At 68.0% G+C, this 20,650-nt stretch carries 16 protein-coding genes and 4 pseudogenes; 12 read left to right on the forward strand and 8 right to left on the reverse strand.

Going from position 1 to position 20,650, the window contains the following annotated elements; translation table 11 throughout:
- Positions 1-213: transglycosylase SLT domain-containing protein (locus tag ACIA8E_RS11365; protein WP_399296838.1), on the forward strand; the 213-nt coding region annotated here is incomplete at its 5' end.
- A gap of 254 nt (positions 214-467) precedes the next feature.
- Here the strand turns inward: ACIA8E_RS11365 and sph are convergent.
- Positions 468-1,448: a sphingomyelin phosphodiesterase gene (sph, locus tag ACIA8E_RS11370; protein WP_399296840.1), complete on the reverse strand. Its 981-nt coding sequence runs from the start codon at positions 1,446-1,448 to the stop codon at positions 468-470.
- A 702-nt stretch (positions 1,449-2,150) separates the two neighbouring features.
- Between sph and ACIA8E_RS11375 the strand changes: the two genes are divergently transcribed.
- Positions 2,151-4,238, forward strand: a complete 2,088-nt coding sequence (locus tag ACIA8E_RS11375) for a hypothetical protein (RefSeq protein WP_399296842.1) — start codon at positions 2,151-2,153, stop codon at positions 4,236-4,238.
- Between the two features lie 95 nt (positions 4,239-4,333).
- On the opposite strand, the gene ACIA8E_RS11380 is transcribed toward ACIA8E_RS11375, so the two are convergent.
- Entirely contained in the window at positions 4,334-4,807 is a 474-nt protein-coding gene (locus tag ACIA8E_RS11380; RefSeq protein WP_399296844.1) for a hypothetical protein, read from the reverse strand.
- Positions 4,808-5,150: 343 nt separating this feature from the next.
- Here ACIA8E_RS11380 and ACIA8E_RS11385 point away from each other — a divergent pair, with 343 nt between their 5' ends.
- Positions 5,151-6,167: an alcohol dehydrogenase catalytic domain-containing protein gene (locus ACIA8E_RS11385; protein WP_399296846.1), complete on the forward strand. Its 1,017-nt coding sequence runs from the start codon at positions 5,151-5,153 to the stop codon at positions 6,165-6,167.
- A 2-nt stretch (positions 6,168-6,169) separates the two neighbouring features.
- Positions 6,170-6,898 (forward strand): hypothetical protein, encoded by a 729-nt coding sequence (locus ACIA8E_RS11390; RefSeq protein ID WP_399296848.1) that lies wholly within the window; start codon positions 6,170-6,172, stop codon positions 6,896-6,898.
- Positions 6,899-6,996: 98 nt separating this feature from the next.
- On the opposite strand, the gene ACIA8E_RS11395 is transcribed toward ACIA8E_RS11390, so the two are convergent.
- Positions 6,997-7,569, reverse strand: a complete 573-nt coding sequence (locus ACIA8E_RS11395) for a TetR/AcrR family transcriptional regulator (protein ID WP_399296850.1) — start codon at positions 7,567-7,569, stop codon at positions 6,997-6,999.
- A gap of 534 nt (positions 7,570-8,103) precedes the next feature.
- Between ACIA8E_RS11395 and ACIA8E_RS11400 the strand changes: the two genes are divergently transcribed.
- Entirely contained in the window at positions 8,104-9,066 is a 963-nt protein-coding gene (locus tag ACIA8E_RS11400; protein ID WP_399296852.1) for a hypothetical protein, read from the forward strand.
- A gap of 98 nt (positions 9,067-9,164) precedes the next feature.
- Positions 9,165-11,243, forward strand: coding sequence for a PQQ-dependent sugar dehydrogenase (locus ACIA8E_RS11405; protein ID WP_399296854.1), 2,079 nt, complete (start codon positions 9,165-9,167; stop codon positions 11,241-11,243).
- Positions 11,244-11,339: 96 nt separating this feature from the next.
- Here ACIA8E_RS11405 and ACIA8E_RS11410 read toward each other — a convergent pair whose 3' ends face one another.
- Positions 11,340-12,509 carry an ATP-grasp domain-containing protein gene (locus ACIA8E_RS11410; protein ID WP_399296856.1) on the reverse strand — a complete coding sequence of 390 codons (1,170 nt, stop codon included), beginning with the start codon at positions 12,507-12,509 and terminating at the stop codon, positions 11,340-11,342.
- 391 nt (positions 12,510-12,900) lie between these two features.
- Between ACIA8E_RS11410 and ACIA8E_RS11415 the strand changes: the two genes are divergently transcribed.
- Both ACIA8E_RS11415 and ACIA8E_RS11420 read left to right on the forward strand, forming a co-directional pair.
- Positions 12,901-13,893, forward strand: coding sequence for an alpha/beta fold hydrolase (locus tag ACIA8E_RS11415; protein ID WP_399296858.1), 993 nt, complete (start codon positions 12,901-12,903; stop codon positions 13,891-13,893).
- A 491-nt stretch (positions 13,894-14,384) separates the two neighbouring features.
- Positions 14,385-15,710 carry an epoxide hydrolase family protein gene (locus ACIA8E_RS11420; protein ID WP_399296859.1) on the forward strand — a complete coding sequence of 442 codons (1,326 nt, stop codon included), beginning with the start codon at positions 14,385-14,387 and terminating at the stop codon, positions 15,708-15,710.
- Between the two features lie 16 nt (positions 15,711-15,726).
- Here the strand turns inward: ACIA8E_RS11420 and ACIA8E_RS11425 are convergent, their stop codons facing one another.
- Both ACIA8E_RS11425 and ACIA8E_RS11430 read right to left on the reverse strand, forming a co-directional pair.
- Complete coding sequence (locus ACIA8E_RS11425) at positions 15,727-16,122, reverse strand: VOC family protein (protein WP_399296861.1); 396 nt, start codon at positions 16,120-16,122, stop codon at positions 15,727-15,729.
- Between the two features lie 108 nt (positions 16,123-16,230).
- A pseudogene (locus tag ACIA8E_RS11430) lies at positions 16,231-16,365 on the reverse strand (helix-turn-helix domain-containing protein); the annotation flags it as partial.
- Positions 16,366-16,593: 228 nt separating this feature from the next.
- On the opposite strand from ACIA8E_RS11430, the pseudogene ACIA8E_RS11435 reads away from it, so the two are divergent.
- Positions 16,594-17,172 (forward strand): annotated as a pseudogene (locus tag ACIA8E_RS11435) (IS5 family transposase); the annotation flags it as partial.
- Positions 17,173-17,186: 14 nt separating this feature from the next.
- Here ACIA8E_RS11435 and ACIA8E_RS11440 read toward each other — a convergent pair.
- Entirely contained in the window at positions 17,187-17,702 is a 516-nt protein-coding gene (locus ACIA8E_RS11440; RefSeq protein ID WP_399296863.1) for a DinB family protein, read from the reverse strand.
- 471 nt (positions 17,703-18,173) lie between these two features.
- Between ACIA8E_RS11440 and ACIA8E_RS11445 the strand changes: the two genes are divergently transcribed.
- Positions 18,174-18,686, forward strand: a complete 513-nt coding sequence (locus ACIA8E_RS11445) for a hypothetical protein (RefSeq protein WP_392839706.1) — start codon at positions 18,174-18,176, stop codon at positions 18,684-18,686.
- Between the two features lie 187 nt (positions 18,687-18,873).
- Here the strand turns inward: ACIA8E_RS11445 and ACIA8E_RS11450 are convergent.
- A pseudogene (locus ACIA8E_RS11450) lies at positions 18,874-19,337 on the reverse strand (ATP-binding protein).
- Positions 19,338-19,503: 166 nt separating this feature from the next.
- Between ACIA8E_RS11450 and ACIA8E_RS11455 the strand changes: the two are divergent.
- Positions 19,504-20,342, forward strand: a pseudogene (locus tag ACIA8E_RS11455) (helix-turn-helix domain-containing protein).
- Positions 20,339-20,551, forward strand: coding sequence for a DUF397 domain-containing protein (locus ACIA8E_RS11460; RefSeq protein WP_399296866.1), 213 nt, complete (start codon positions 20,339-20,341; stop codon positions 20,549-20,551). The pseudogene ACIA8E_RS11455 and the gene ACIA8E_RS11460 overlap by 4 nt, the downstream one beginning before the upstream one ends.
- Positions 20,552-20,650 lie beyond the last annotated feature (99 nt).

Consider the following 20,650-nt stretch of genomic DNA (forward strand, 5'->3'; position numbering starts at 1 on the left):
GGCAACCCCAACGCCATCAACAACTGGGACTCCAACGCCATGAAGGGCATCCCCTCCAAGGGCCTGATGCAGGTCATCGACCCCACCTTCAAGACGTACCACGTCGCCGGCACCTCGCAGAACATCTACGACCCGGTCGCCAACATCACGGCCTCCGCCAACTACGCCGCGCACCGCTACGGCTCGATCGACAACGTCAACTCGGCCTACTGATCCGGCCCGACGAAGCACCCCGGTCGCCCAGCAGGTCCCGGGCGACCACCGCCCGAACAAGACCCACCGGGCAAAGAACCGCAGGCCGCGCCCCCGCGACCGGCCTGCCGACCACGACCACAGCCGTTCCCGCAGCCACCGACGGCACGCCCCGACCCCGCGGCGCACCCCCGCATGGCTGCGGTCGAGGCGGCACCGGTCGGCACGACGTATGACGCGAATGATTCCGAGGCCGGCCGGTTGACACTGTCCCGCTAGCCGACGGAGCCGATCAGCGGGTAGTGGTCGGAGAGATTCGTGTACGTGTAGTCCGTGCCCCAGCTGGAGACGGTCCAGGGCGCGCTCTGCTCCTTGACCACCTCGTTGGTCCACCCGGACGGCTTCGCGTGCCCGGTGCGGTGGAGGACGTAGTCGAGATCCTCGCGGGGGTCGTCGGGATAGCGGTACGAGGCGATCGAGTTGTCCTGGGTGTCGAAGGAGTACGGGTGCCCGGTGCGGGCATCGGCTCCGGCAAGTCCGGCATCGGCGAGCATCGATGCGTACTCGGGGGAGCGGGAGTCGACGTTCATATCGCCTGCCACGATGACCTGTTCGGACGCGGGGATGTTCTTGGCGTCGAGGAAGGCGTCGATCTGCTTGAACTGCCGGCTGCGCATCTGCGCCGCCTCACCCGATGCGCATCCGGAGTCGGTCGACTGCGCGTGGGTTCCCACCACATGCACCGTCGTGCCGTTGACGTCCAGTTCGGCATAGACGAAGCCCTTGTTGGACCACCAGTCGCTGCCGCAGGCGTCCTTGTAGATGAACTGCTCCTTGCGGATGATCGGCCACTTGCTCAGTACGGTGACGCCGCCGTCCTCCGGAGTGGTGGCCGAGTAGGCGCCGCCCGTGGCGTCCCAGCCGCTCTTGCTCCGGCCCACCACCGGCGTCCGATACGGGTACTGGGCGGACGCGTTCTGTGCCAGCGCGTCGGAGGCGGAGTTGTCGAACGCCTCCTGCAGCACCACGACGTCATTCCCCTGGAAGAACGCTGCCCTCGCGATCTCCGTCGCCCGGTGGTCCTGACCCCAGTTCGGGTACAGGTTCTTGCTCATCAGGAACGTGTTGTAGGTGAGAACCTTCAGCGACGGGGTGTCGGCGGCCGATGCCTGAGGAGCATGTGCGGCCAGCGTGACGGCGACGAGCGCGGCGGACAGAGTCACGCCGGAAGTGCGACGGAGCGCGGTGAGCGGCACGGGGTCTCCTGCTTCTGCTGATGGGGGGTGGATCGAACAACCCACATCAAATCAGCGGGAGTTACCCATGGGTAGACGCCCGGTGTCCGGAGTCTCTCCATCGGCGTACCACTGGTGTTGGGGATCCGGCGCGCGCGTCGCAGTCGGTTCCGGTCAGCGGGCGGTCAGCGCGCCGACCCGCAGGGCGACTTCGGTAGTTCACCGACCAGTTGGTCCGCGTACGCCGCGGGCACTGTGCGGGCCGTGGCCCGAGGCCGGAGATGGCCGCGCACCGAGACATGGCATCCGCAGCCCCGGCACGGCGCACAGTGCGTCGGCCGCCGTCGCACAGCGCGAGGAGGCGGCGGCGAAGAGCGGCATCGACAAGGCGAGCACGCGCTCGCCGCCCGACGCCGTTCCGGTCGCAGGGACGCACCGGCCGCTGCGACCCGTGGGGCGCCATCGTCCGGACCCCATCTGCACCTGAGCCAAGCCCTCGCTCCCGCTTCCCGCACTTTTCACAGCGCCCTGAACCCAACGGGGACCCGTTGTCGGCAGCGCAGAATCATCTCGTCCTCCCGTCAGTCTCTGCGGTCGGCGGCGGACCGGTTACGGTTCAATAGTGACCGCCTGGTCCCGCGGAACCACGATCTCCACCGGGCCCGGGGCCGCTGGCATGCTGTGGGACGGCGGCCGTACGACAGGACAGGCAGGGTCCGTGTGATGAGGATGTTCTTCGCGCCCGAGGAGACCGAAGAATTCGAGGCGGCGCGTTCGCTGCTGATCCGCCGGATGGGCCAGTGGGCCCGCGAGCGGGGCGAGAGCGTGGACCCGTTCTTCGTCGAGACGGCGCTCGATTATCGCCACCGAGGTACCTGCGACGGGCGGCTGGGGCTGTGGGAGCCCCGGCACATCGAGGAGTATCTGCTGGACTGGGTGCCGCGCACAGTCACCGTGCTGCCCGGCGAAGAGCCGGCGGATGCGCCCGGCACACTTGCGGCCCTGCTGCGCTACGTCGATGCGATGGGCCTCAGCGACCCGCGCGGGGCCTCGTCGGCCGACAACCTTGCTGCGATCGAGACCCTCACACCGCAGTTCGCCCCCGCCATGGCTGACCGCCGCCGCTGGGGAATGGCGAAGTTCTGGGCGGTCACCGCAGCCGAGCAGGGGGTCGATGTCCAGGATCCGGCGGCGCTCGAAAGCTTCGTGGAGCAGGCTCAGCAAGGCGAGGTGCCGTACGACCAGGACGTACTGGACGAGGTGTTGCGCAACCACCTGACGCGCGGCCCGGCAGCCGTGACACGTGCCGAACCGCAGCTGCCGGTCCTGCTGCCCGCGGAGAAGGAGCTGCGTGCAAGCGCCGAGACGTCCCGCGCGCTGCGGTGGCTGCGAGGGATCGCCGACTGGGCGGGCCCTGAGGGGCGCGCGCTCACCGCGACGGGCAACCTGCGAATGGCGGACGCGCGAGCCCTCGTCGTCGAGCTGGGGACAGGCGACGCGGTGGAGACTGCGCGCTCCTCCACGCAGCTGCCGCGGCTGGGGCTGGCGGTCGAATGGGCGAAGAAGGCCCGGCTGGTACGGGTGGTCAAGGGGCGGCTGTACGCGGTCGCCAAGGCGCAGCCCCTGCTGCAGGACCCGCTCGCGTTGTGGCGGCACGCCTTCGAGACCTTCTCCGAGCTGCGCGTGCCACTCCTGGGCACCCGCAGTGGCCGACACGTCGGGTCGATGCTCTTCGACAGCTTCGAGGACATCGTGCCGGATGTTCTCAACACCCTCTACAGCCTGCCGCACGCCATGCCCTGGCCCCGGTTGCGCGATTCGCTGCACCTGAACTACCGCACCGAGTACGACCTGACCGGGCACTACGCCTGGCAGTTGGAACTCGGACATGCGGACCGTGATCTGCGCACCGCGTTGGACGTGCTGGAGGACCTGGGCGCGATCAAGCGGCACGAGGGCATGGCCGACCCGGTCTTCCTCGACATACCGCTCGAGGAGTCCGTGCTGCCGCCCGCCGGGATGCCACCGGAGCTCGCCGAGCTCTTCGGCGTCGTCGCCGTTGGACAGGGGGAGAGTGAGGATGCCGAAGAGCGGAGCAAGGCGCAGCGGGCGGAACTTGCCGACGGACCGGTCGAGTTGATCCGTCTCACCGCCCTCGGCCACGATTCGGTACGCCGTCGGCTGCTCGCCGAGGGGCGTGATGCCCCGCGCGTCGGTGAACTCGCCCACGTCCCCGCCGCCGGGCTCCTGGGTGTCATCGCAGAGCACTACGACCTGGATGCCGCCCGCACCGAACTCGCTGCCTGGGTCGCCGCCCGGGAGAGCTCTGCCGAGGCGCTGCAGAAGCTGACCGACGCCGTGCGCGCGACCCCGTTCCGTACTCGCGCCGAAGCCATGCTGGACGCGCTCGTCGACGCATGCCCGGACGGCGAGGCCCTGCTGCGCGGTCTGCGCGGCGACCCGCTCCTCGGCCCCACTGCCCTGAGTGTCCTGGTGCGCCGGGAGGTCCTCGGTGCCGAGGACCTCAATGAGCCCGAGAGCCTCGTCATGGTCGCCGAGAGTCTGCTCCAACTCCTGGAGACAGCGGGACCCGAAGGCTTGCTCGAAATCCTGGGAAGCCAGGAACTCTCCGCGCATAAGGCTCTTGAGGCCGCTCTCGCATCCGGTCACCCCGACCAGGCGGGTCTGGCGGATCTGAGGACGGTCGCCGAGCAGGCCCGTCGGCGGCCGGCCGCGCATCTCGGCCGCAGCCATCAGCGGCGCCGGCCGGGCGCAAGCGGCAGGGGCAGGGGCGGCAGGCGACGGCACTGACGCCGCCGGGAACGAGGCCGTGGAAGCAGCGAAGGCCGCGGGCCGGGAGCCGATTACGCAGCGACGCACTCCACGATTCCCGGAAGGCGGCGATCTCACGCAGCCATCGCCACCGCAGCCTTGCTGAGCGAGGCGTCGGGCGCGGGGGTCCGGTCGGCGAAGACGACGGCCCGCAGTAGCGCGAACCGTCCGATCCCCGCCAGAGCGGACGCCGACAGGTAGACCGTCTGCTCGACCAGGGCCGAGGGCTCGGACCGGACGGCGTAGAGGCAGAACAGCGCCCCTGTCGTGAACGCGTAGCTCACGGCGACGGTCACCCCGGACTGAAGATGGACGCCCCACCCCGTTCGCCCGCTCCGGAAGGAGACCCGCCCGTGCAACTCGGTGGCGATGACCGTGGAGACGACGGTGACCAGCGCGTTGGCGAGGGCCATCGGGATCCGGTCGTCGAGCAGTACGAGCACCCCGCTGGACGCCAGCCCGACACCGCCACCACACACGACGAACCGCACAAAGGCCGCGACGAGCGGATGAGGAGTGCGCGTCTGCGGACGCGAAGGGGCGGTCACGAGAGGCCTCCGTAGGCTGAGTGGAACGGTGTTCCGATTCCACCTCAGAACCTACGGACCGGGCGTCGTCCGAGCGACCGGGTTAATCCCCGACTTCATTGGGGGGTAACCCCCAGCTGTCCCCTGGGGGAAGCCCCTGAGGTGTCCCCGCTGAGATGCCGCAGGGGGCTTCAGAGGGCGAAAGCGGCGGTCGCTGCGGTGTCCCCGTTTGACTTGACGCTCCCGGGAAGACCAGCCATTGTGGAGGTAAGACGACCGGTCATATTGACCGGATGCGACATCTGTCCACGGACGGTATTCGCGGGCGATCCGGCGTGCGAGCCACCGACGAGCAAGGAGTGCCATGTCCACATACCGAGCGTTCGAGGTCACGGGGGCGCGGAAGTTCGAGCTGGTGGAGCGTGAGGTGCAGGAGCCGCCGCTGGGACATGTGCGCCTGCGGGTCGAGGCATGCGGGGTCTGCCACTCCGATGTGGTGGCCGTCGAGGGGATGCGGCCCGACCCGTCCTCGCCGGTGGTCCCCGGGCACGAGGTCGTCGGCGTGATCGACGCGGTCGGTCCCGGGGTGACGACATGGCGGGTCGGTGAGCGGGTGGGCGTGGGATTCCTGGGCGGCCAGTGCGGAGTGTGCGACTTCTGCCGGCGTGGCGATTTCGTCAACTGCGCGGACCAGCCACAGACGGGCAGTGACGTCGACGGCGGCTATGCGGAGTCGATGGTCGCCAGGGCCAGCGGCCTGGTCCGGATTCCTGAGGGGATCGGATCGATCGACGCTGCGCCGCTGTTGTGCGCGGGGCTGACGGTGTTCAGTGCGCTCCGGCAGATCGAATGCGTCCCGGGCGCGCTGGTGGCCGTGCAGGGTATCGGCGGCCTGGGGCACCTGGGCGTGCAGTACGCGAAGAAGCTCGGGTTCCGCGTCGCCGCGATCGCCCGGGGCATGGGGAAAGCGGAGTTGGCCGAGCGGCTCGGCGCCGACCACTACATCGACAGCTCCGCCGGGGACGCCGGCGCGCAGTTGCAGAAGCTGGGCGGCGCGGCCGCGGTCGTCGCGACTGCCGCGAGCGGTGCCTCGATGTCGCCGCTGGTCTCTGGGCTGGCGCCGCGCGGCCGCATGGTGGTCGTCGGTGCCGCCGCCGACCCGGTCCAGGTGCAGACCACCGACCTGATCTTCGGCACCCGCACGGTCACCGGAAGCCTGACCGGCAGCTCTATCGACAACGAGGACAGCCTCCGGTTCGCCGAGGCCCGAGATGTCCGCCCGATGACCGAAGTCATGCCGCTCGCCCAGGCGCCCCAGGCGTACGAGCGCATGATGTCCGGCGAAGCCCGTTTCCGTATCGTCCTGAATGTGGCGGTCTGACAATGAATGAAGACGGTAACCTCAAGGATCTGACCATCGCAGCGCACGGCGGCCTCGACCGGTGGAACGAGTTCACATCCCTCACCGCGCACATCCGCAACGGCGGACCACTGTGGGGGCTCAAGGGGCAGGAAGGTGTCCTTGCCGACGCTCATGTCCGCGTCGACCTGCACAGCCAGTTCGCAAGCCACTTCCCGATCAAGGAGGAGGGGCGGCGTACCGCTTTCACCCCCCAGCGCGTCGCGATCGAGACCGACGCGGGTGAGGTATTGGCCGAACGGGACAACCCGCGGGACTCCTTCACCGGACACGTCCTCAAATCCCCGTGGGACGAACTGCAGTTGGCCTACTTTGCCGGATATGCCATGTGGACGTATCTGACTGCACCCTTCTCCTTCACCATGCCCGGCTTCACGGCCGAGGAGCTGACGCCCTGGGAGGAGGACGGGCAGACGTGGCGCCGGCTGAAGGTGACGTTCCCCGACGGTGTCGCGACCCACTCCAAGGAGCAGACCTTCTACATCGGCAGCGACGGTCTGTTCAAGCGGCACGACTACAACGCCGAGATCGTCGCGGGCGGCCCCGCCGCGCACTACCCCTCGGAGTACCGGGAGTTCGACGGGATCAAGGTCCCGACCGAACGGCGGGTCTATGCCCTCAACGAGGATGGAACGCCCAACCTGGATCTGCTGCTCGTCACCATCGAACTCGACAAGATCACGCTCGAGTGACGTGCGGTGTACTGCACCGCTGAGCCCCCGGCCGTCCGCGGCAGGGGGCTCGGTGGTCGCGTTCTCGGGTCGTGGAACCGGAGAAGCACCCCATGTGCTCAGGCGAGCAGGGTGCCGAACACCGTGTCGAAGAACACCTCGTAGGAGGCTTCCGAATGCTCGGACCGGGCGGAGATGAGCGTCCCCTCCCAGGCGTTGAGGATGAACCGGGCGAGCGTCTTCGCGTCCGTGGTCGCCGCGACCTGGCCCGACTCCTGCGCCTGGGCGATCGCAGCCGCGAGAGCCTGTGCCCAGCGCTCCAGGCTGACCCGTACCGCCTCGCGGATCACATCACTGTGGTCGGCCATCTCCGTGCCGAAGCCGCCGATGAGGCAGCCGCGCGAGAAATCCCGGCCGGTGTTCTCGTCACGGAGGAATTCGAAGTGCTGCCGCAGCCGGAGCAGCGGATCGACCGACGCGTCGGTGAGCTCCGCGAGCTGGCGGCTCTCGCCGTACCGCTCCAGGGCCACCACGGCCAGCGCCTCCTTGCTCACGAAGTGGTTGTAGAACGACCCCTTCGGGACACCCGCGCTGTCGGTGATGTCCTTGACGCCCGCCGCGTTGAACCCGCGCGCGTGGAACTGCTCGACCGCCGCGTTGACGATCTCCTCGCGCACACTCCTTCTGCTCACCAGGACTCCTTCATGGCAATATGACCAACCATCTTAGAACTTTACCATGCACCTTTTGTCACCATTGGGCAGGGATCGACGGGGTGCCGACCACGCCGTGCGGTCAACCGCCGGACGCCTCGGTACTTCGCGCCGGCGAGGGAGCGGCTGTGGTCGGGATCTCAGGTAACTAGTGACTTTCCGCGATGACTTGAGGCCGAGGCGCGCGATTCGGTCCGGCGGGTGAACCAGCACCCGTGCGACCCCCACCGGACTGCCGCACGCACCCGCCGTACCCGCCCGGACTCGGAGCGAGGTGCTCGTGAACCGCCGCGAGCCGGTGCCGTCTGTGCCCTGATGGGCCGCTCCCGGTCTGCGCCGTTGTCCGCAAGGAGGTCCGTGCGCTGGCGAAGGACGCCCAAGAGATTGGCGGTTACGCGCCCATTGTCAGGGTCACGGCGAAGGAGTTACATGGTCCCTGCACGCGGACGAAAGCGCTTTCTGTCACCCGGGAGACCCCGGTCGACTGCCCCTTCGCTGCCGCTGGGAGGCTGTATGACACCGCCCCGCACCAGACGCTACTCACTCGCCGTCGCCGCGCTGGCCGCGACCGCCTCGCTCGCCGCCGCCACGATTCCGGCCCAGGCGGCCCGCCCCTCAACCCTCCACACTCCGCTGCGGGCCCAGGCCGTGGCGGCGTACGACTTCGGGCACCCGGACCCCGCCGACCCCGGTCGCGAGCGCGACATCGGACGCTCCGGTACCGCGCTCAGTCTGATCAACGGCGGTTCCGCGATGCGCGTGGCCGACGAGGCGTACCCGGGTGCTTCGCCCGCCTTGCAGGTGCGCCAGCAGAACCCGGCCACTGCGGGCAACGACGACTGGAAGGCCGGGACCTGGGACGCCGGGGGCATGTCGTCCCTCGACGCCTTCCGCAGTGCCCGGGGGGCCACCGTCATGGGCTGGTTCAAGATGACGGGCGACAATCCCGCCCTCAACTCCAGCACGGCCGACCCGAGCGACCGCTACAACGCGATCGGGCTGGCCGGCGTACTGTCCGGAACCTCCGACGGCCACGCGGTGCGTGCGCTGCTCGAACTCATCCAGGTCAACGGTGAGTTGAAGCTGGTCGCGCTGGGGAGACGCCTGGACAGCGGCGACTCCCAGACCTTCGCTGCCGAGGCACCCTGGGAAGAACTGCTGCCCCGCGGTGAATGGGTCCACCTGGCCGCGACGTTCGACTTCCGCGACGGCACCCTCGCCCTCTACCGCGACGGCAAGCCCCTGGACGGCTTCTACGTCACGCCGGGCGACCCGTGGGAACTCGCCACCACGCCGGCGCCCCACCGCGCCTCGCCCACCGATCCCCGCGGCATCAAGATCGGCGGCAGCTTCCCCCAGAACACCCGGGAGAACAACGCCTGCGACTGCCGCATGGACGACCTCCTGTTCCTGAACCGTCCGGTGCCGGCCGGAGCTGTGGCGGCGGAGTACCGCCGCATGACGCGGGGTCGCTGACCCTTCTCGCCCCCGGATCGTCCTTTCCCTACTTGTCACGCCAGCCCGAAGGGACCCGCATGGCGTCACGACGTACATACCGAAGGCACTGGGCAGCCGTGGCCGTCAGCGCAGCCCTCGCCCTCACAGGTCTCGCCGCGCCTTCCCACGCCGACGAGCCCGCCGCGGCGACAGCCGCCCTGACCGACCCGATTCCACAGAAGCCCGTCCAGTCCAGGACGGGTCTCGTCCTGCAGGAGTTCGCACAGTTCCCCAAGTCGGAACCCGTGCCGGCGCCGACGGATCCGCGCCTGATGCGCCACGCCCGGATCAACACCATCAACGAACTCCCCGACGGCTCCGGCCGGATGGCGACCCCCGACCTCAACGGCACCCTGTACCTCACCGATCCCGGCACGGCGACGCGCACCTCCGGGGGCACCCCGCACCCCTATCTGGACGTCAAGGCGACATTCCCGCACTTCTTCTCGGGCCGCGGTCTCGGTCAGGGCTTCGGGTACGCCGCATTCCACCCGGAGTTCGGGGCGAACGGGCGCTTCTACACCGTCCATTCCGAACTCGCCTCGCAGGCCACCGAGACCCCTGATTACCAACAGGCAGGCACGCTCACCTATCACAACATCATCACCGAGTGGACCGCCGACGACCCCTCCGCGGACGTCTTCCACGGCACCCATCGGGAGGTGCTGCGTATCGGCTTCACCGGCCAGGTCCACGGCATTCAGCAGATCGACTTCAACCCGACGGCCAGGCCTCACGACGAGGACTACGGCCTCCTCTACCTCGCGGTGGGCGACGGAGGCCAAGGCGTCGGCAACGGCGAGCCGCAGAACCTCGCGCTCCCGCACGGCAAACTTCTGCGGATCGACCCCGCGGGCCGTGACAGCACCAACGGCCGGTACGGCATCCCCAAGTCCAACCCGTTCGTCGGTGAGCCCGGTGCGCTCGGGGAGGTCTACGCCGTAGGCATGCGGGACCCGCACCGCTTCAGCTGGGACGCGGGCGGCAGCCACCGCATGTATCTCGGTCACATAGGCGAGCACGCCATCGAGTCGGTGTACGAGGTCAAGGCCGGTGACAACTTCGGCTGGAGTGAGCGCGAGGGCCCCTTCGTATTCGACAAGAAGGCCACCGACCCGTGCGCCCGTATCCTTCCCCTCCCCGCCGACGACGCCCAGTACGGCTACACCTACCCGGTCGCCGCCTACGACCACGACCCGGGACCCGACTGGAACTGCCGGTCAGATGTGGGCCGCGCCATCGCCGGAGGCTCCGTCTACCGCGGCAAGGACGCGCCGGCGCTGCGCGGAAAGTACATCTTCGGCGACCTCGTGGACGGCCGGATCCTGGCCGCGGACACCCGCGACATGCATCGCGGTGGCGAACTCGCGCCGCTCGAGCAGCTGATGCTCTTCGACAAGTCCACCGGAAAGACGGTCACCATGCGCGACCTCGCCGGTGACCAGCGTGTCGACCTGCGCTTCGGCACCGACCGCAGCGGCGGCCTGTACATCGTCTCGAAGGCCAACGGCAAGGTCTGGAAGGTGACCGGGACCCGCACCTTCGCCGACTGCGAGGTGGGCAACACCCCCACCACCCACACCACCGGGCCGGACAACTGGGCACCGGTCACCCCGGCGAAGTGGGCGTACACCACACGGGAGACGATCATGACCGAGCCGGGCGTCGCCCGTCCGGGACCGCGCCGCCCCTTCGAGTACGCCGTCCTGACCGCGGGCCCGCGCTACTCCTCGGTCACCGTCGAGGCGGAGGTGCGGATCGACACCCCCGTCGAGATCACCAACCGTGACGTCATTCTCATCTGGGACTATCAGTCGGACACCCGGTTCCAGTACGCGCACCTGTCGAGCGACAACACCATCTACCCGCACAACGGTTTGTTCACCGTCGACGACGCCGACCGGCTGCGCATCGACGACCAGTGGAACGGAACCTACGGCGCACCTCCGGCGATCAAGGACGACGGATGGCACAAGGTGCGCCTCACCCACTGCGCCGACACCGGTGAGACCGCCGTCTACCTGGACGGCAGCCGCAACCCGCTGATCACGGCCACCGACCCGGTCTTCGCCTCGGGCCGGGTGGGCTTCGGATCCTTCGACAACGCGGGCCGCGTCCGTCACCTGAAGGTGAAGGGCACTCGGGCCGGCGACTGACCTCGCGGGAGCGGGCCGAGACCGTCGGCCCGCTCCCGCGCTGTCACGAAGGATCGAGGCTCAACGCGCACACTCGGGTGGGAGGTCAAGAGACCCTCAGCTGATCGGCAACGCCGTGTCGGCACGCTCGGGCTCGGAGGGCGCGCAGGGCGCGGGGGCGGGCGCTGTCGCCGGCGAGGGAGTGGGCGTGGTCGGGGCTGTGAACTGCAGAACCGGGGAGTCGGTCCGCTGCTGCGGCAGTGCCATCGGCTGGAGCGGGCGCGGTCCCGCCACGACCGCGTAGTCCGGTCCGAGGAAGCGCGGCTCGAGGTCGCCCGGTTCCTCGCCGAGGGCGAGCTGCACGGCGGCCCAGGGGGCGTTCAGCCCGCACTGGGAGAGCTGGTGGAGGCCACCCGCGGGGCGGGTGTTGACGTCCAGCAGGACCGGTTCACCGTCGTACAGCCGGAACTGAATGTTCGTCAGGTGATGCAGTCCGAACGTCTCCGCGATGCGGCGGGCCGGTCCGGTCCATGAGGGGTCGAGCGTGAAGCCGCGCCGGCGTCCGTTCTTCGTGCGCCCCACTGCCATCCTGACCCGTCCGTCGGGGCCGGTGAGGCAGTCGACGGACACCTCCGGCTCGTCCAGGCGTGGCATGACGAGCCAGTCGACGCGGCGTTCGGTGCGGCGCAGGGCGTCGACGACCAGCTGCAGGGGGACGTACGGGCTCGGGAAGCCGCCGAGGTGGAGCAGTGAGAACGGGGTCCGCGTGATGATGCGGAAGCCGACACCGCCCGCTCCCGCAGCCGGTTTGAAGCATGCCTTGTGGCCTGCCTCCTCCAACGCGTCAACAGCGGTGAGGAGTTGTTCCACCGTGCGCACCCGCCACCACGGCGGCACCGCGACACCTGTCTCCTGCACCTTCTCGTACGCACGCGCCTTGTCCTGGAACGTGGCGACGGCCTCGGCGGGCGGCGTGAGCAGGGCGGTACCGAGCGCGGCGAACTCCTCGCGGTGCGCGGACACGGTCGCCTGGTGCAGAACCGGGACGAACACGTCGATGGCGTGCCGAGCGCACTGCGCCAGCGCGTATTCGAGGTACGCGGCCGGGGACAGGCCCTCCGGTTCGAGCGCCGCGGTGTCGGCGGCCGCGAGGACGGGGGAGTCGGGGTCGCCGTGCGTGGCATGGATCTCCACGGGCCGGTGTTGGGGATTGTCCCGCAGCTGATCCATGAAGAACACGTTCTCCGCGTACGTGCGGTTGAGCCAGACGCGTACGCGAGAAGCCATTCAGGCCGCCTTCCAGGGGTCGCGGGCATGGCAGGGCAGGGCCGTGCCCGGTCAGGGGGAGGGAGAAGCACAAAACCGCGGCAGGTGAAGGGAATCCGGCGGCGAGTGTGCTGGGGGTGATCATAGGGTGCGCAGACCACCCGACTGCTACGTCCGTGTTACGGAATTCGCGGGCACGTGGTTCCATGCCGAATCGACGGGAGTCCTTCCACTTTCCGCCCGGCCGAATTCGCCGAGCAGACGCGCGCCGCCTGAAACGTCCCGGAAATCCCCTGTGCGCCAAAAGCTCTACGCTCGAGAAGAAAGCGGGGAGAAGCAGACGGGAGACGAGACTGTGGTCGGCGCCCCAGAACCTGAACCGAGCCCGCCCAGAGCAGGCCGGCTGCGCTCGGTGTCCGGGCAGGACGTACCGCTGCGCCACCACGTGGTGCACGGCTACCGCCGCGCGTACCGGATCGCCGGAGACGGTCCCGTGATCCTGCTCATCCACGGTATCGGCGACTCCTCCGCGACCTGGGCGGATCTGATCCCCGACCTGGCGCGCAGCTACACCGTCATCGCCCCTGACCTCCTGGGCCACGGGGCCTCGGACAAGCCGCGGGCCGACTACTCGGTGGCGGCATACGCGAACGGCATCCGCGACCTGCTGGGAGTGCTGGACATCGAGCGTGCCACCTTGGTCGGTCACTCGCTTGGCGGCGGCGTGGCCATGCAGTTCGCGTACCAGTTCCCCGAGCGGACCGACCGCCTGATCCTGGTGAGCACGGGCGGGGTGGGGCGCGAGGTCAACCCTGTCCTGCGGGCGGTGTCGCTGCCGGGCGCAGACCTCATGCTGTCCGCGCTGAGACTGCCCGGCATGCGCAGCCAGGTCGACCTCTTCAGCCGGCTGATGAAGATTCTCGACACCGACCTGGGCCAGGATGCCGCAGAGCTGCTCAACGTGGTGGACGCCCTCCCCGACGCCACGTCGCGCAGCGCGTTCATCAGCACCCTGCGGTCGGTGGTCGACTGGCAGGGCCAGGTGGTGACCATGCTCGACCGCTGCTACCTGGCGGAGGGCATGCCCACGCTGCTGCTGTGGGGATCGCGGGACAGCGTGGTGCCGGTCCGGCACGCCTACCGCGCGCACGCGGCGATGCCCGGCAGCCGCCTGGAGATCTTCCACGGTGCGGGCCACTTCCCCTTCCACAGCGACCCCGCGCGCTTCCGGGCCCTGGTCGAGGACTTCGTGCGCACCACGGCCCCGGCCGACTGGAGCCAGGAACGATGGCGGGAGCTGCTACGGGTGGGGCGGCCCGGCAGCGCGGCGGGGGAGTTGGACTCCGCGTACCACCGCGCCGTGGAGCGCGATATGCGTGAGGCGAGTGAGCGCAGCGCGACGTGAGGGGCGGCGGGCTCCGCGTGCCGGGGCTTTCGGGGCAGGTCCTGCCGGTCTCTGCCCGCCCTCAGAGGTCGTCGGGCAGGAGCCGGACCGCCTTGTGGGCGGTGATCGGTCAAGTTCAGTAGCGGGCGAATCGGCCGCGGGTGATGCGGCGTTCGTAGCCCATGCGGCGCCGATCGGGTGAATGCCGGCCCATGCGTTCGGCGGGCCGTGGCGGGTGATGGAGACGAACAGCGAGTCGGTCCACAGGTCGCCCACGACTGCCAGGCCGCGCTGTCCGGCTCCGAGTTGCGAGTTCACATGAAGGTGAATAACGTGACATTCGGTCGTAATGTCCAGAATGTGAATATCGACGTCTCGATGCCGCCTGTTTACGGCTCGAATCCGGGTTGAATGGTTCCCCGGGTCGCAGGGGGTTCCGTGTCGGATTTCGACTGTCGACGGCGAAAAAATCTGGGCGCCCGAAAATGCGGAAATGGTTCAAGGAGATATTCATGCCCGAGACGTCCCGATGGCTCTCGCGACGAAAGCTTCTTCTCGCCTCGGCCGCTGCGACGACCGCAGCAACCGCGGGAGCCTTCAGTCGGCTGCCCGAGAAGCCGGTCGGCGTGGACAGAGACGAGAGTATCCGGCCATTCCGCGTCGACGTTCCGGAGCGAGATCTCGCTGATCTTCGGTGGCGGATCACTTCGACGCGGTGGCCCGACCGAGAGACTGTCCGGGATCAGTCACAGGGTGTCCAGTTGGCGACCATCAAAGAACTCGCACGCTATTGGGGTACGGCCTACAACTGGCGGAGGATCGAGGCAAGGCTTAATTCCTTGCCGCAGTTTCTGACAAAGATCGACGGGCTTGACATTCATTTCATTCACGTCCGCTCCCGTCATTCGAACGCTCTGCCTTTGATCTTGACTCACGGCTGGCCGGGATCCATTCTGGAATTCCTCAAGGTGATCGACCCGCTCACGAATCCCACCGCCCATGGTGGACGTGCGGACGATGCCTTTCATCTCGTCATACCATCGATGCCGGGTTACGGCTTTTCGCAGAGGCCGACGAGTACCGGGTGGGGTCCCGACCGCATTGCGCGCGCGTGGGCCGTACTGATGGAGCGTCTGGGATACGAGCACTATGTGTCCCAGGGCGGCGACTGGGGGGCGGTAATCTCGGACAAGATGGCGATACAGCAACCTGCGGGATTGCTCGGCATCCACGTCAATTTTCCGGCCACCGTACCTGCGGACATCGCGAAGAAACTCAGCTGCGGCGACCCGGCCCCGGCCGGCCTGTCCGTCGAGGAGAAGGCGGCCTACAACAAACTTGCTGCCTTTTACAAGACGGGCTCGGGCTACTCCGCCATGATGGTCACCCGTCCCCAGACTGTCGGATACGGGTTGTCGGACTCGCCAGTTGGACTGGCTGCCTGGATGTACGACAAGTTCGCCGCATGGACGTACAGCAATGGCCATCCCGAGCGAGTGCTCACCAGGGATGAGATGCTCGACGACATCACGCTCTACTGGGTCACGAACACCGCGATTTCTTCCGCCCGCCTCTACTGGGAGAACAATGCGAACAATTTCAATGCTGTTTCGGTTTCCATCCCGGCTGCCGTCACCGTATTCCCTGGCGAGATTTACCAGGCGCCGCTGAGTTGGACGAAGCGTAGCTACCACAATCTCATCTACTTCAACAAGGTCCACAACGGTGGTCACTTCGCCGCGTGGGAAGTGCCGGACATCTTCACCAGCGAACTGAGGTCCGCATTCAGGTCACTGCGCCCCGATGCCCCCGATGCACAGAGGTCGGTCGGGAAGTGACCTGCCCGCTCGCGGCCTAGTACTGCGGTGCAAGCGTGCGTAGGACGCAGAACTCGTTGCCCTCGGGGTCTGCCATGACCACCCAGTTTCGATCCGAGCCCTGGCCCACATCCGTCTTGGTGGCGCCGAGGCTGAGCAATCTGGTCACCTCGTCCTCGGTGCTGCCGTCGATCGGGCTGACGTCGAGGTGCAGTCGGTTCTTCACGGTCTTGCTCTCGGGCACCTGGATGAACAGCAGGGTGGGCGCCATCTGACGGGCCCGAACATCCTCGACGGTCGGCACCCAGGAGCCGATCTCGACCTTGCCCTCGCTCCGATCGATCACCTTGAAGTCCAGGACCTCGCACCAGAAAGCCGCAAGCCTCTCCGGATCGTGGCAGTCAACGGCCAACTCGGTGAACCTACTTGTCATGACTCTCCCAGATAGTGCGGACGGGGCTCAGAATATGCCGCCCGTCCGACAGATCCGAGATCTTCCTGACTAAGGGTTGTCCCGTAACTGCTGGTCACAGGTGAGGTGATAGGGCAGGCCGTGCTTGGCCGGCTTGGACTTGGCGATCTTCTTGATCTCGCGCCGCTCGGGGAGCGTGAGAGTCCTGGGGCGTCCGCCCTTGTACTTCGGGTACAGCGCATCGAAGTCGTGGATCACCGGCCGGCCGGGCGTCAGACTCCGCGTCGGGGCCGTCAGTCGGCGGTAGCGGTCCTCAGCAGGCCAGACGCCCTCGGTGCCCGCCGGACAGGGGCGATACCTTGCCGCCATGTGTATCTCGACAGGTGAGGCCGCGTTCTCTGGCACGATCGTGTACTGCGGGCGTCAGCACCACCGCGTGCACGGCCTCGTCCACGTCCTGGGCTACCAGAACACGGCCGTCAATCTGGCGGACGGCCCGAACGCCATGCTGCTGCACCTGCCCACCAGGCAGCTCACACCCCGGCACTTCCTTTCCGCCGCACGCCCTGGCAGCACCGCCCCGACGAGGGACTCGGACGCTCCCGGGGCGGCCTGACCTGCAAGATCCACCTCGCCGGTGAGGGTGGATACGCCCGCCGGCCCTGGTGATCACGCAGGCCAGTGGGGCGACGCTCCGCAGCTCCTCCCGGTCATGGAACGCATCCGCGTCGGCCGTCTCGGCGGCGGACACTCGCGCACGCGGCCCGCCCACCTTCGCTTCCCATCAGGCGTACTGCTCCCGTCGCAACCGCCGTTACCTGCGCCGACGCGAGATCAAGCACACCATCCGAGCCGCAGAACCAGCGGGCCAACCGCCAACGCCGGGGCAGCAAGGGCGGCCGACCCGCCTGCTTCGTCAAGACGATCTACAAGCGGAGGAACGAAGTTGAGCGGACGATCAACGCCCTCAAGAACCTCCGGGCCGTGGCCACGAGGTTCGACAGACGCGCCGCCTACGTCTTCCACGGCACCGTCCCCCTCGCCTCGATCAGACTCTGGCTCCGCCCATGAATGCCGGGCAGAAGCTAGACGCCGGTCTGCCCGTCGACGAGTTCACGCACGACATCGAGGTGACCGTTGTGGCGGGAAATCTCTTCGATGAGGTGGAGGACCACCCAGCGCAGGTCCACGTGGCGGCCGTCGCCGATAGGACGCTTGGCCGTTGAGTTCAGGTCGTGGTCGGACACCAGGCGGCGATAGCGGGCGCTCTGTTCCTCGTACTCGGCGAGAAGCTGGGTCAACGGGATGTCGACCGCTGTCCGCATCTCGGGGTCGGGGTCGTCGTCGGTCGCCTCCGTGAGCGGCCCCTCGGGCTCCTCACCGAGAAACATCACCTGGACCCAGTGATGCTCGACCCATCGCAGGTGGCTGATCAGCCCGCACATCGTCATCAATGGTGAATTCGGGAGCGGTGCCTTGCGGGCGTCCTCTACGGACACGCCCTCACACTTGGCTCGCGCCGTGTCACGGGCGTAGTCCAGGAAGGTGGCCAGCTGCGTACGTTCGTCCCACGTGGGGGGTGTATCGGTTCGTTGTGTCATCGCGCGTGAGGTTTCCACAGCTCGGAGGCGGTGTCGCGTGATTTAAGAAGCCACGCAGGCAAGCGTGCAACCACCGCCTTGTGTCAGCACGGCCTGCAAGCTCCGACGCACAGCCGGCAGCTGACACACATTGACGAGACCGAACCACCCGCTCACGCGCCGAGCAGCCGGAACAGACTGGCTGACCTCAGGCACGGCATCTTCACCGCCCGGCTTGTAGTAGGCCGTCTGCTCTGCCAGGAGAGCGTCGTCATCCATGCAGGTTCCTCGCATCCGGGTTCGGTCAGAGCCAAGCATGCTCAGCTCGCCGGCTTCGTCGCCACAGACACTGTCGGCCTTCACCTTTGGGCAAGGTCAAGAGTCATGAGGGCCGTCCCCGCCCACATCACCCTCCAGTTCGATACACCTAGCGCGTCACACTGCACCTGGGAGATTTTGCGTCGAGTAGCCGGACGTTCATAGATTGATCCGATGGGCCTCTTTGACAAACTGACCGGCACCAAGCACCCAAGCAGTGGTGTCGCACCGCGTTCCGCCGAGGAAGTCCGGGCGGCGCTGCTCGCGATCAACGGGCCGGACGTGCCGTACCGGGTGCGCAATGCCACCCCCAAGGAGGGGGTCGGCCTGGTGGCGGAGTGGCGGATCCTGGAACCTGCCATGCGCACGTTCTTCGTCCGAACTCGGCTGGACCGGACGCTCAAGACCCGGATGCGTCTGGTCCCGGAGAAGCACGAGGTCCGCACCTTCGACGAGCAGTGGGAGGTCGCGTGGGTCGGGGACACGCCCAGCCTGCGGGCGTCGCGCGAGTACTCCCGTGGACAGGTGACCGCGGTCTCCCGGGAGTGGGTGGTCGAGCGGGGGGCCGACGGACGGCTGCACAAGACGGAAGTGTTCCGCTTCGACCCAGCAGAGATGAAGGATCCCCTGCGGGCCGCGGTCCTCGACGCGGGATGGACATGGCGCGGAGTGGTGTTCAAGCTGTGACCGTCCTGCGAGACACGGAGCTGGGCGGAAGCTCCAAGGCTGCTGAGACCGTGTCCCACGCGCTGCGGCGCATCAGCGGTTTGTGGAACTCCGCAAGTGGGGCCTCCTGTGCGGAGCTGCCGCCCGGACCGTGTCGATCACTGGCGCTGATCAGGCGGCGCTGGGGGGCACGGTTCCGGATGATCGACTACGACAGGCCCACGTCCAGAGCGGCCCACACCGTTTTGCCGGGCCCGTCGATGCACGGATACCAGCCCCAGCGGTCGGTGAGTGCGGCCACCAGGAGGAGGCCGCGGCGTCCGTCCAGGTGGTTGGACGTTCGGCCAGCGCCGGGATGCTCTCGCCGCGTGAGTCGGTGACCTCCACACGCAGGGCCGCGCCCTCGGCCGAGAGACGGAGGCGGAAGTCGCGGCCGGGTACACGTCCATGGCGTACGGCGTTCGCGCTGAGCTCCGCCACGATCAGCGTCAGCACGTCGTGGGCATCGCTTCCGTAAGGGATTCCCCAGGCGTCGAGGCGTTCCCCGGCCAGGCGTCGGGCGAGACGGGCGCCGCGTGGGGTGGAACTGAAGCGCATCGTGAAGTGGCGCCAGGGAAAGAGGGGTTGGCCGGTGCGGGTGAGACGTACGGGGAGTGGCTGCTTGCTCGTCATGCCTTCACGGTGACGCTCGGTGGCGTAGCGTGACCAGCAGTGACGCGCTGTCGGATGTCGGTTGTACGCGACGGCGTGCGGTGTGTACGAGGCACGCCGCGTGACGAAGTCCGGGGCGCGGCGTTGGGTCGGTGAGGTGGTGGGGCCGATGGACTCTTCGGAGCCGATGGAACAGGGCGAGCAGGGCGTACGGGATGGCGCCGGGACCCGACCGGAGGACGAACCGGGATCGGGCGTGGTGACCGCTTTCGGCAGGCAGTTGAAGCTGCTGCGGATTCGAGCGGGGCTGGAGCGGCCCGAGTTCGGGGAGCGCGTGGGCTACGCGGGACAGTCGGTCGCGTCCTTCGAGCAGGGGAGGCGTATCCCGCCGCCGAGGTTCATCGACCGGGCGGACGAGGTACTGGATGCCGGGGGCGTTCTCAAGGCGCTGAAGGAGGAGGTGGGGCGGGCGCAGTACCCGGCCTTCTTCCGGGACATGGCGCGCTTGGAGGCGGAGGCGGTCGAGCTGTGCGTGTACGACACTCACGTCGTCAACGGGTTGTTGCAGACCGAGGAGTACACGCGGTCGTTGCTCGCCATGCGTCGCCCTCTGCTGGACGAGGAGACGATCGAGCTGCGAGTGACAGCACGCCTCGCTCGGCAGGAGATCTTCAATCGCTGGCCTGCGCCGTTGCTCAGCTTCGTGCTCGAAGAGACAGTGCTACGTAAGCCACTTGGCGGGAAATCTGTGTTGCGAGGGCAGCTCGAACAACTGTTGCTCATCGGTCAGAAGCGCAATGTCGAGATCCAGGTCATGCCCCTCGATCGTGAGGACAATGCGGGCGTCGACGGCCCATTCACCGTCATCACGCGCAAGGGTGGCGAGCAGCTCACGGCCGAAGCAGCCTGTTGACGGATCGCGAAGAGGTCCGGCTCGCTGCCGCGCGTTATGGGATCATCCGGTCCCAGGCTCTCAGTCCGCGAGAGACCCTGGGATACATCGAGAAGTTGCTGGGAGAGCTATGAACACCGCAGAGACCCCGGGTGCCGCTCAGGAACTCGCCTGGTTGAAGAGCAGTTACAGCGGTGCCGAGGGTGGGCAGTGCGTAGAGGTGGCCAACGCCACCGGAGCCGTACACATCCGGGACTCAAAGATCGCCACCGGACCGGTCCTGACCGTCTCCCCCCACGCGTGGGCCGGATTCGTCGGATTGGCCTCCGACCCGTCGGCCTGAGCCATGCGCAACCCCGTGGGACCTGCCACGCACCACCGTGGCCGGGTCCCACGCGTATGTCTGGCCTCCGGCCGTCAGGCCGCGTCGTCCACGCTTCAG

The organism is Streptomyces sp. NPDC051664, from assembly GCF_044453545.1.
Taxonomy (GTDB): Bacteria; Actinomycetota; Actinomycetes; order Streptomycetales; family Streptomycetaceae; genus Streptomyces.